Genomic DNA, 12,876 nt, shown 5'->3' with positions numbered 1-12,876 from the left:
CGCATCATCACGGAAGCCAACTTTGTCGCCCAGGTTGATGAACGCACTATGCACGTCACCATCTTTATCCGTCGCTGTTGCTGTCAGGGTCACGGTGTCTGTGGTCAGCGTGATCAGCTCATTCGGTGATGTTGCACCACCTGTTGGGTGAACCAGAGAACGAATCTGATCCAGACCCACTTCTGCGGTTGCACTATCTACACGGATTTCAAACGCTTTCAAACCTGTTGAACTTGCAGATCCGCCTACACCTACACGACCTACAACGATGCCGCCCTCAAGGTATAAATAAACACGCTGACCTGTGGCTGTATCCACTACACCACTGTCTACTCCTGTGGCTTTAACCCCCAGGCTGTACACCAGGGCATTGGTTGTCGCTGCTCCATCTGCGCCATAATTAACCGTAAACGCACTGGCAAAGTTTGCGCTATCATCTGTGGTCAATACGGTTTCATCTACCTCTAACGCTGTACTTACCGTATTGGTGGTTACCACTGGCGCATCATCACGGAAGCCGACTTTGTCGCCCAGGTTGATGAACCCACTATGCACGTCACCATCTTTATCCGTCGCTGTTGCTGTCAGGGTCACGGTGTCTGTGGTCAGCGTGATCAGCTCATTCGGTGACGCTGTACCACCTGTTGGGTGAACCAGAGAACGAATCTGATCCAGACCCACTTCTGCGGTTGCACTATCTACACGGATTTCAAACGCTTTCAAACCTGTTGAACTTGCAGATCCGCCTACACCTACACGACCTACAACGATGCCGCCCTCAAGGTATAAATAAACACGCTGACCTGTGGCTGTATCCACTACACCACTGTCTACTCCTGTGGCTTTAACCCCCAGGCTGTACGCTGTGCTACCTGCACCATCTGCACCGTAGTTCACACTAAACGCACTGGCAAAGTTTTCGCTATCATCTGTGGTCAGGAACGTTTCATCTACTTCTAACGCTGTACCTACCGTATTGGTGGTTACCACTGGCGCATCATCACGGAAGCCAACTTTGTCGCCCAGGTTGATGAACGCACTATGCACGTCACCATCTTTATCCGTCGCTGTTGCTGTCAGGGTCACGGTGTCTGTGGTCAGCGTGATCAGCTCATTCGGTGAGGCTGTACCACCTGTTGGGTGAACCAGAGAACGAATCTGATCCAGACCCACTTCTGCGGTTGCACTATCTACACGGATTTCAAACGCTTTCGCACCTGATGCGTCCGCTGAACCTGCATTACCCACACGTCCAACCACTACACCACTTTCAAGATACAGATAGACTTTCTCGCCTGTGGCTGTATCAACTACACCACTGTCTACTCCTGTGGCTTTAACCCCCAGGCTGTACACCAGGGCATTGGTTGTCGCTGCTCCATCTGCGCCATAATTAACCGTAAACGCACTGGCAAAGTTTGCGCTATCATCTGTGGTCAATACGGTTTCATCTACCTCTAACGCTGTACTTACCGTATTGGTGGTTACCACTGGCGCATCATCACGGAAGCCAACTTTGTCGCCCAGGTTGATGAACGCACTATGCACGTCACCATCTTTATCCGTCGCTGTTGCTGTCAGGGTCACGGTGTCTGTGGTCAGCGTGATCAGCTCATTCGGTGACGCTGTACCACCTGTTGGGTGAACCAGAGAACGAATCTGATCCAGACCCACTTCTGCGGTCGCACTATCTACACGGATTTCAAACGCTTTCGCACCTGATGCGTCCGCTGAACCTGCATTACCCACACGTCCAACCACTACACCACTTTCAAGATACAGATAGACTTTCTCGCCTGTGGCTGTATCAACTACACCACTGTCTACTCCTGTGGCTTCAACCCCCAGGCTGTACGCTGTGCTACCTGCACCATCTGCACCGTAGTTCACACTAAACGCACTGGCAAAGTTTTCGCTATCATCTGTGGTCAGGAACGTTTCATCTACTTCTAACGCTGTAATTACCGTATTGGTGGTTACCACTGGCGCATCATCACGGAAGCCAACTTTGTCGCCCAGGTTGATGAACGCACTATGCACGTCACCATCTTTATCCGTCGCTGTTGCTGTCAGGGTCACGGTGTCTGTGGTCAGCGTGATCAGCTCATTCGGTGACGCTGTACCACCTGTTGGGTGAACCAGAGAACGAATCTGATCCAGACCCACTTCTGCGGTTGCACTATCTACACGGATTTCAAACGCTTTCAAACCTGTTGAACTTGCAGATCCGCCTACACCTACACGACCTACAACGATGCCGCCCTCAAGGTATAAATAAACACGCTGACCTGTGGCTGTATCCACTACACCACTGTCTACTCCTGTGGCTTTAACCCCCAGGCTGTACGCTGTGCTACCTGCACCATCTGCACCGTAGTTCACACTAAACGCACTGGCAAAGTTTTCGCTATCATCTGTGGTCAGGAACGTTTCATCTACTTCTAACGCTGTAATTACCGTATTGGTGGTTACCACTGGCGCATCATCACGGAAGCCAACTTTGTCGCCCAGGTTGATGAACGCACTATGCACGTCACCATCTTTATCCGTCGCTGTTGCTGTCAGGGTCACGGTGTCTGTGGTCAGCGTGATCAGCTCATTCGGTGACGCTGTACCACCTGTTGGGTGAACCAGAGAACGAATCTGATCCAGACCCACTTCTGCGGTTGCACTATCTACACGGATTTCAAACGCTTTCAAACCTGTTGAACTTGCAGATCCGCCTACACCTACACGACCTACAACGATGCCGCCCTCAAGGTATAAATAAACACGCTGACCTGTGGCTGTATCCACTACACCACTGTCTACTCCTGTGGCTTTAACCCCCAGGCTGTACGCTGTGCTACCTGCACCATCTGCACCGTAGTTCACACTAAACGCACTGGCAAAGTTTTCGCTATCATCTGTGGTCAGGAACGTTTCATCTACTTCTAACGCTGTACCTACCGTATTGGTGGTTACCACTGGCGCATCATCACGGAAGCCAACTTTGTCGCCCAGGTTGATGAACGCACTATGCACGTCACCATCTTTATCCGTCGCTGTTGCTGTCAGGGTCACGGTGTCTGTGGTCAGCGTGATCAGCTCATTCGGTGAGGCTGTACCACCTGTTGGGTGAACCAGAGAACGAATCTGATCCAGACCCACTTCTGCGGTTGCACTATCTACACGGATTTCAAACGCTTTCAAACCTGTTGAACTTGCAGATCCGCCTACACCTACACGACCTACAACGATGCCGCCCTCAAGGTATAAATAAACACGCTGACCTGTGGCTGTATCCACTACACCACTGTCTACTCCTGTGGCTTTAACCCCCAGGCTGTACGCTGTGCTACCTGCACCATCTGCACCGTAGTTCACACTAAACGCACTGGCAAAGTTTTCGCTATCATCTGTGGTCAGGAACGTTTCATCTACTTCTAACGCTGTAATTACCGTATTGGTGGTTACCACTGGCGCATCATCACGGAAGCCAACTTTGTCGCCCAGGTTGATGAACGCACTATGCACGTCACCATCTTTATCCGTCGCTGTTGCTGTCAGGGTCACGGTGTCTGTGGTCAGCGTGATCAGCTCATTCGGTGACGCTGTACCACCTGTTGGGTGAACCAGAGAACGAATCTGATCCAGACCCACTTCTGCGGTCGCACTATCTACACGGATTTCAAACGCTTTCGCACCTGATGCGTCCGCTGAACCTGCATTACCCACACGTCCAACCACTACACCACTTTCAAGATACAGATAGACTTTCTCGCCTGTGGCTGTATCAACTACACCACTGTCTACTCCTGTGGCTTTAACCCCCAGGCTGTACGCTGTGCTACCTGCACCATCTGCACCGTAGTTCACACTAAACGCACTGGCAAAGTTTTCGCTATCATCTGTGGTCAGGAACGTTTCATCTACTTCTAACGCTGTACCTACCGTATTGGTGGTTACCACTGGCGCATCATCACGGAAGCCAACTTTGTCGCCCAGGTTGATGAACGCACTATGCACGTCACCATCTTTATCCGTCGCTGTTGCTGTCAGGGTCACGGTGTCTGTGGTCAGCGTGATCAGCTCATTCGGTGAGGCTGTACCACCTGTTGGGTGAACCAGAGAACGAATCTGATCCAGACCCACTTCTGCGGTTGCACTATCTACACGGATTTCAAACGCTTTCAAACCTGTTGAACTTGCAGATCCGCCTACACCTACACGACCTACAACGATGCCGCCCTCAAGGTATAAATAAACACGCTGACCTGTGGCTGTATCCACTACACCACTGTCTACTCCTGTGGCTTTAACCCCCAGGCTGTACACCAGGGCATTGGTTGTCGCTGCTCCATCTGCGCCATAATTAACCGTAAACGCACTGGCAAAGTTTGCGCTATCATCTGTGGTCAATACGGTTTCATCTACCTCTAACGCTGTACTTACCGTATTGGTGGTTACCACTGGCGCATCATCACGGAAGCCGACTTTGTCGCCCAGGTTGATGAACGCACTATGCACGTCACCATCTTTATCCGTCGCTGTTGCTGTCAGGGTCACGGTGTCTGTGGTCAGCGTGATCAGCTCATTCGGTGACGCTGTACCACCTGTTGGGTGAACCAAAGAACGAATCTGATCCAGACCCACTTCTGCGGTCGCACTATCTACACGGATTTCAAACGCTTTCGCACCTGATGCGTCCGCTGAACCTGCATTACCCACACGTCCAACCACTACACCACTTTCAAGATACAGATAGACTTTCTCGCCTGTGGCTGTATCAACTACACCACTGTCTACTCCTGTGGCTTTAACCCCCAGGCTGTACGCTGTGCTACCTGCACCATCTGCACCGTAGTTCACACTAAACGCACTGGCAAAGTTTTCGCTATCATCTGTGGTCAGGAACGTTTCATCTACTTCTAACGCTGTAATTACCGTATTGGTGGTTACCACTGGCGCATCATCACGGAAGCCAACTTTGTCGCCCAGGTTGATGAACGCACTATGCACGTCACCATCTTTATCCGTCGCTGTTGCTGTCAGGGTCACGGTGTCTGTGGTCAGCGTGATCAGCTCATTCGGTGACGCTGTACCACCTGTTGGGTGAACCAGAGAACGAATCTGATCCAGACCCACTTCTGCGGTTGCACTATCTACACGGATTTCAAACGCTTTCAAACCTGTTGAACTTGCAGATCCGCCTACACCTACACGACCTACAACGATGCCGCCCTCAAGGTATAAATAAACACGCTGACCTGTGGCTGTATCCACTACACCACTGTCTACTCCTGTGGCTTTAACCCCCAGGCTGTACGCTGTGCTACCTGCACCATCTGCACCGTAGTTCACACTAAACGCACTGGCAAAGTTTTCGCTATCATCTGTGGTCAGGAACGTTTCATCTACTTCTAACGCTGTACCTACCGTATTGGTGGTTACCACTGGCGCATCATCACGGAAGCCAACTTTGTCGCCCAGGTTGATGAACGCACTATGCACGTCACCATCTTTATCCGTCGCTGTTGCTGTCAGGGTCACGGTGTCTGTGGTCAGCGTGATCAGCTCATTCGGTGATGTTGCACCACCTGTTGGGTGAACCAGAGAACGAATCTGATCCAGACCCACTTCTGCGGTTGCACTATCTACACGGATTTCAAACGCTTTCAAACCTGTTGAACTTGCAGATCCGCCTACACCTACACGACCTACAACGATGCCGCCCTCAAGGTATAAATAAACACGCTGACCTGTGGCTGTATCCACTACACCACTGTCTACTCCTGTGGCTTTAACCCCCAGGCTGTACGCTGTGCTACCTGCACCATCTGCACCGTAGTTCACACTAAACGCACTGGCAAAGTTTTCGCTATCATCTGTGGTCAGGAACGTTTCATCTACTTCTAACGCTGTAATTACCGTATTGGTGGTTACCACTGGCGCATCATCACGGAAGCCAACTTTGTCGCCCAGGTTGATGAACGCACTATGCACGTCACCATCTTTATCCGTCGCTGTTGCTGTCAGGGTCACGGTGTCTGTGGTCAGCGTGATCAGCTCATTCGGTGACGCTGTACCACCTGTTGGGTGAACCAGAGAACGAATCTGATCCAGACCCACTTCTGCGGTCGCACTATCTACACGGATTTCAAACGCTTTCGCACCTGATGCGTCCGCTGAACCTGCATTACCCACACGTCCAACCACTACACCACTTTCAAGATACAGATAGACTTTCTCGCCTGTGGCTGTATCAACTACACCACTGTCTACTCCTGTGGCTTTAACCCCCAGGCTGTACGCTGTGCTACCTGCACCATCTGCACCGTAGTTCACACTAAACGCACTGGCAAAGTTTTCGCTATCATCTGTGGTCAGGAACGTTTCATCTACTTCTAACGCTGTACCTACCGTATTGGTGGTTACCACTGGCGCATCATCACGGAAGCCAACTTTGTCGCCCAGGTTGATGAACGCACTATGCACGTCACCATCTTTATCCGTCGCTGTTGCTGTCAGGGTCACGGTGTCTGTGGTCAGCGTGATCAGCTCATTCGGTGACGCTGTACCACCTGTTGGGTGAACCAGAGAACGAATCTGATCCAGACCCACTTCTGCGGTCGCACTATCTACACGGATTTCAAACGCTTTCGCACCTGATGCGTCCGCTGAACCTGCATTACCCACACGTCCAACCACTACACCACTTTCAAGATACAGATAGACTTTCTCGCCTGTGGCTGTATCAACTACACCACTGTCTACTCCTGTGGCTTCAACCCCCAGGCTGTACGCTGTGCTACCTGCACCATCTGCACCGTAGTTCACACTAAACGCACTGGCAAAGTTTTCGCTATCATCTGTGGTCAGGAACGTTTCATCTACTTCTAACGCTGTAATTACCGTATTGGTGGTTACCACTGGCGCATCATCACGGAAGCCAACTTTGTCGCCCAGGTTGATGAACGCACTATGCACGTCACCATCTTTATCCGTCGCTGTTGCTGTCAGGGTCACGGTGTCTGTGGTCAGCGTGATCAGCTCATTCGGTGACGCTGTACCACCTGTTGGGTGAACCAGAGAACGAATCTGATCCAGACCCACTTCTGCGGTTGCACTATCTACACGGATTTCAAACGCTTTCAAACCTGTTGAACTTGCAGATCCGCCTACACCTACACGACCTACAACGATGCCGCCCTCAAGGTATAAATAAACACGCTGACCTGTGGCTGTATCCACTACACCACTGTCTACTCCTGTGGCTTTAACCCCCAGGCTGTACGCTGTGCTACCTGCACCATCTGCACCGTAGTTCACACTAAACGCACTGGCAAAGTTTTCGCTATCATCTGTGGTCAGGAACGTTTCATCTACTTCTAACGCTGTACCTACCGTATTGGTGGTTACCACTGGCGCATCATCACGGAAGCCAACTTTGTCGCCCAGGTTGATGAACGCACTATGCACGTCACCATCTTTATCCGTCGCTGTTGCTGTCAGGGTCACGGTGTCTGTGGTCAGCGTGATCAGCTCATTCGGTGAGGCTGTACCACCTGTTGGGTGAACCAGAGAACGAATCTGATCCAGACCCACTTCTGCGGTTGCACTATCTACACGGATTTCAAACGCTTTCAAACCTGTTGAACTTGCAGATCCGCCTACACCTACACGACCTACAACGATGCCGCCCTCAAGGTATAAATAAACACGCTGACCTGTGGCTGTATCCACTACACCACTGTCTACTCCTGTGGCTTTAACCCCCAGGCTGTACACCAGGGCATTGGTTGTCGCTGCTCCATCTGCGCCATAATTAACCGTAAACGCACTGGCAAAGTTTGCGCTATCATCTGTGGTCAATACGGTTTCATCTACCTCTAACGCTGTACTTACCGTATTGGTGGTTACCACTGGCGCATCATCACGGAAGCCGACTTTGTCGCCCAGGTTGATGAACCCACTATGCACGTCACCATCTTTATCCGTCGCTGTTGCTGTCAGGGTCACGGTGTCTGTGGTCAGCGTGATCAGCTCATTCGGTGAGGCTGTACCACCTGTTGGGTGAACCAGAGAACGAATCTGATCCAGACCCACTTCTGCGGTTGCACTATCTACACGGATTTCAAACGCTTTCAAACCTGTTGAACTTGCAGATCCGCCTACACCTACACGACCTACAACGATGCCGCCCTCAAGGTATAAATAAACACGCTGACCTGTGGCTGTATCCACTACACCACTGTCTACTCCTGTGGCTTTAACCCCCAGGCTGTACGCTGTGCTACCTGCACCATCTGCACCGTAGTTCACACTAAACGCACTGGCAAAGTTTTCGCTATCATCTGTGGTCAATACGGTTTCATCTACCTCTAACGCTGTACTTACCGTATTGGTGGTTACCACTGGCGCATCATCACGGAAGCCAACTTTGTCGCCCAGGTTGATGAACGCACTATGCACGTCACCATCTTTATCCGTCGCTGTTGCTGTCAGGGTCACGGTGTCTGTGGTCAGCGTGATCAGCTCATTCGGTGATGTTGCACCACCTGTTGGGTGAACCAGAGAACGAATCTGATCCAGACCCACTTCTGCGGTTGCACTATCTACACGGATTTCAAACGCTTTCAAACCTGTTGAACTTGCAGATCCGCCTACACCTACACGACCTACAACGATGCCGCCCTCAAGGTATAAATAAACACGCTGACCTGTGGCTGTATCCACTACACCACTGTCTACTCCTGTGGCTTTAACCCCCAGGCTGTACGCTGTGCTACCTGCACCATCTGCACCGTAGTTCACACTAAACGCACTGGCAAAGTTTTCGCTATCATCTGTGGTCAGGAACGTTTCATCTACTTCTAACGCTGTACCTACCGTATTGGTGGTTACCACTGGCGCATCATCACGGAAGCCAACTTTGTCGCCCAGGTTGATGAACGCACTATGCACGTCACCATCTTTATCCGTCGCTGTTGCTGTCAGGGTCACGGTGTCTGTGGTCAGCGTGATCAGCTCATTCGGTGAGGCTGTACCACCTGTTGGGTGAACCAGAGAACGAATCTGATCCAGACCCACTTCTGCGGTTGCACTATCTACACGGATTTCAAACGCTTTCAAACCTGTTGAACTTGCAGATCCGCCTACACCTACACGACCTACAACGATGCCGCCCTCAAGGTATAAATAAACACGCTGACCTGTGGCTGTATCCACTACACCACTGTCTACTCCTGTGGCTTTAACCCCCAGGCTGTACACCAGGGCATTGGTTGTCGCTGCTCCATCTGCGCCATAATTAACCGTAAACGCACTGGCAAAGTTTGCGCTATCATCTGTGGTCAATACGGTTTCATCTACCTCTAACGCTGTACTTACCGTATTGGTGGTTACCACTGGCGCATCATCACGGAAACCCACTTTATCACCCAAGCTAATACTTGCAGAAGCAGTATCACCATCTCTGTCGGTCACAGTAGCCGTCAATGTCACTGCATTCGTCGTTAAGTTAATGAGTTCATTCGGTGAGCCAGTACCGCCTGTTGGGTGGGTTAACGCAAGGACTTGATCTAGTGTCACTTCTCCTGTGCCTGCATTTACGCTGATACGGAATGCTTCCGCACCACCTGCGTCTGCCACACCACCACTACCAACACGTCCTACGACACTGCCTGATTCCAGGAACAGATAGACACCTTGACCAGTGGCAACATCAACTACACCACTCGGTACACCAGCACCTGATATGCCCAAGCTATACACCGTAGTTCCCGCACCATCTGCACCATAATTGATATTAAATGCAGTGGAGAAGTTTTGGGTGTGGTCAGTTGCCAAGGTTGTTTCATCAACCTCCACATTAATGACAGCACCTGTGGTCACAATCGTTGGCGCATCATCTCGGAAACCCACTTTATCACCCAAGCTAATACTTGCAGAAGCAGTATCACCATCTCTGTCGGTCACAGTAGCCGTCAATGTCACTGCATTCGTCGTTAAGTTAATGAGTTCATTCGGTGAGCCAGTACCGCCTGTTGGGTGGGTTAACGCAAGGACTTGATCTAGTGTCACTTCTCCTGTGCCTGCATTTACGCTGATACGGAATGCTTCCGCACCCAATGGATCCGCAAAGCCTCCTGCGCCCACTAAGCCGACCACTTCACCTGTTACCAAGGCGTACAGATAAACTGCCTGACCTGTAGCAACGTCAATCACACCACTCACTGCACCAACACTTGATATGCCGAGGCTATAAACTAGCGCGTTGCTTAATGCTTGTCCATCTGCACCGTAGGTGTTGACGGTGAAGGCACTAGCAAAGTTTTCGCTGTCATTCGTGGTCAACACTGTTTCGTCAACTTCTAATACTGTGAGTACCGCGTTGGTGGTGACGCTTGGGCCGTCATCCAAGAAGCTTAAGGTGCCTTCAATATCAAGATCCGCACTGGCCGTGTCGCCATCTTTATCCGTCGCAGTCGCTGTCAACGTGATCGCGCTGCTGATCAATGCCGAGGCATCGTTGTGATCCGCAGTGTCCGCATGCACGATGGCGCGGCTTTGGTTCAAGGTCACGTCGGCATTGGTCGCATCCACACTAACGCGGAACGCTTCTGCACCCGCTGGGTCAGCAACACCTGCTGCGCCAACCAGTCCAATGATGTCGCCATTCACGTCTTGGAACAGGTAGATGTTTTCACCAGTTACGGTGTCAACCAGACCACTGTCGCTGCCGACGGTGGTGCTTAAGCTGTAGACCAAGCTATTGGTCACTGCGGCAGTGTCTGCACCAAACGCATGCGTGAACGCATCGCTGTAACTGGCTGTCGCATCAACGCCGTAAGCGGTTTCATCCACGGTCAATGTCGCAGCGGTGCTGCCAACGCTGACGCTTGGGCCGTCATCTTCAACAATAACATTCAGCGTCGACGCTGCTGTCGCACCATGGTTGTCGGTAACGCTGGTCGGAATGGTGAAGTCAAGGATGTCTTCTACGCTGTTATCCGCATGATCCACCGCACTATCTAAGGTGACGGTGTAGTCGCCTGTTGCGCTGTCTAAGACCACCGTGATGATGGTGAGTGCACCTGCTGTACCGGTGACAGTGTTGGTCGCGGTGTCCAATGTCCACACCACGGCTACGCCATTGGAGGTCAATACGTCGCTTGGAACACCTGTAAACGCATAGGTTAACACCGCGTCGCTGTCCACATCCGCACCAACTAGACTGCCATTAAAGGTTCGACTGTTGGTGAGGTCATCACCATTGCTATCGGCAAGTCCGCCGACTAAGCCTTCTTCAGAGACCCGCGCACTACCTGAGGTCAGCTCTGGTGCAGTATTTGTTATCGTAATGGTTTCAATTGCTTGACTAGTACCGCCATGACCATCGCTGATGGTGTATGGGAAGCTAACTTGACCCACAAATCCTGTATTTGGAGTAAAGGTGATGGTGCCATCAGCAGCAACAGTCACAACGCCATTGGTTACAGGAATGCTCTGTGCTGTACCTGGTGTCAGGGTGACGCCGTTAATGCTGGTAATGCTTAAGGCGTCATTTTCTGGATCGGTATCACCTTGTAGTGGATTGAGAACCACTGGGGTGTTGTGCGGCGTGGTGTAGTTATCATTCACCGCAGCAGGTGCAGTATTTGTTATCGTAATGGTTTCAATTGCTTGACTAGTACCGCCATGACCATCGCTGATGGTGTATGGGAAGCTAACTTGACCCACAAATCCTGTATTTGGAGTAAAGGTGATGGTGCCATCAGCAGCAACAGTCACAACGCCATTGGTTACAGGAATGCTCTGTGCTGTACCTGGTGTCAGGGTGACGCCGTTAATGCTGCTAATGCTTAAGGCGTCATTTTCTGGATCGGTATCACCTTGTAGTGGATTGAGAACCACTGGGGTGTTGTGCGGCGTGGTGTAGTTGTCATTCACCGCAGCAGGTGCAGTATTTGTTATCGTAATGGTTTCAATTGCTTGACTAGTACCGCCATGACCATCGCTGATGGTGTATGGGAAGCTAACTTGACCCACAAATCCTGTATTTGGAGTAAAGGTGATGGTGCCATCAGCAGCAACAGTCACAACGCCATTGGTTACAGGAATGCTCTGTGCTGTACCTGGTGTCAGGGTGACGCCGTTAATGCTGGTAATGCTTAAGGCGTCATTTTCTGGATCGGTATCACCTTGTAGTGGATTGAGAACCACTGGGGTGTTGTGCGGCGTGGTGTAGCTATCATTCACTGCAACAGGGGGGGTATTTCCTGTTAGTGTAGATACAGACAATGGCATCCAACTTCCACCGCCCAAACCATGTTCAAAAGGCTTAATAACTGATAAGGATGCTGGATATTCAATCCCTAAAGGTGGAATATTATCGACCACCCTATTCAGCATCAAAGGGTTAATGCCATCAGCTATAGAAGTTTCACCCACTCTAGCAATCTGGACAAAACGGTGGCCGCCTTGTGTTGCCTCAGGATCACCCTCAAAAGACTCTCCTGCAATTTCAACGTAATCTTTACCCTCTTTTTTGAATACGCGACCGTCGTCTAAGCGAACAACATCATTTTGTTGTTCAGATTCATTCATTTGCTGAAATGATTTTGCAAAATTTACAATTTTGTCGATATCTGAATTTGACTCGACCAGTAAGGAATTAAGACTGAAATTACCATCGTTATTGATTAAATCTTTGCCGTGTATTTCGACTACACGACCATTTGAAAGCTGCAATACGACATTGCTTTCTTCAGAAAGATGCAATACATCCTTTGCCTGAAGTTTCGCCCCTTTTTTTAGAATTAATTTTTTATTTGTATTGGAAAAGCGCCAAACATCACCGTCAACCGAGATTACTTTTACTGTTGTATTCAT

Annotated in this window: 1 protein-coding gene (cut by a window edge); it reads right to left on the bottom strand. The window is 50.6% G+C overall.

All coding sequences use genetic code 11. The features are described from left to right. Positions 1 to 12,876, bottom strand: partial view of a DUF5801 repeats-in-toxin domain-containing protein gene (locus AC4CUX_RS07730; RefSeq protein ID WP_490792297.1) — the 5' end (the start) only. 17,190 nt of this gene lie to the left of the window's left edge; only the first 12,876 of its 30,066 coding nucleotides appear in the window; it begins with the start codon at positions 12,874 to 12,876; its stop codon lies beyond the left edge, outside the window.

The organism is Acinetobacter sp. 231_lipA (genome assembly GCF_058243005.1).
This window is presented reverse-complemented; position numbering and strand designations above follow the sequence as displayed.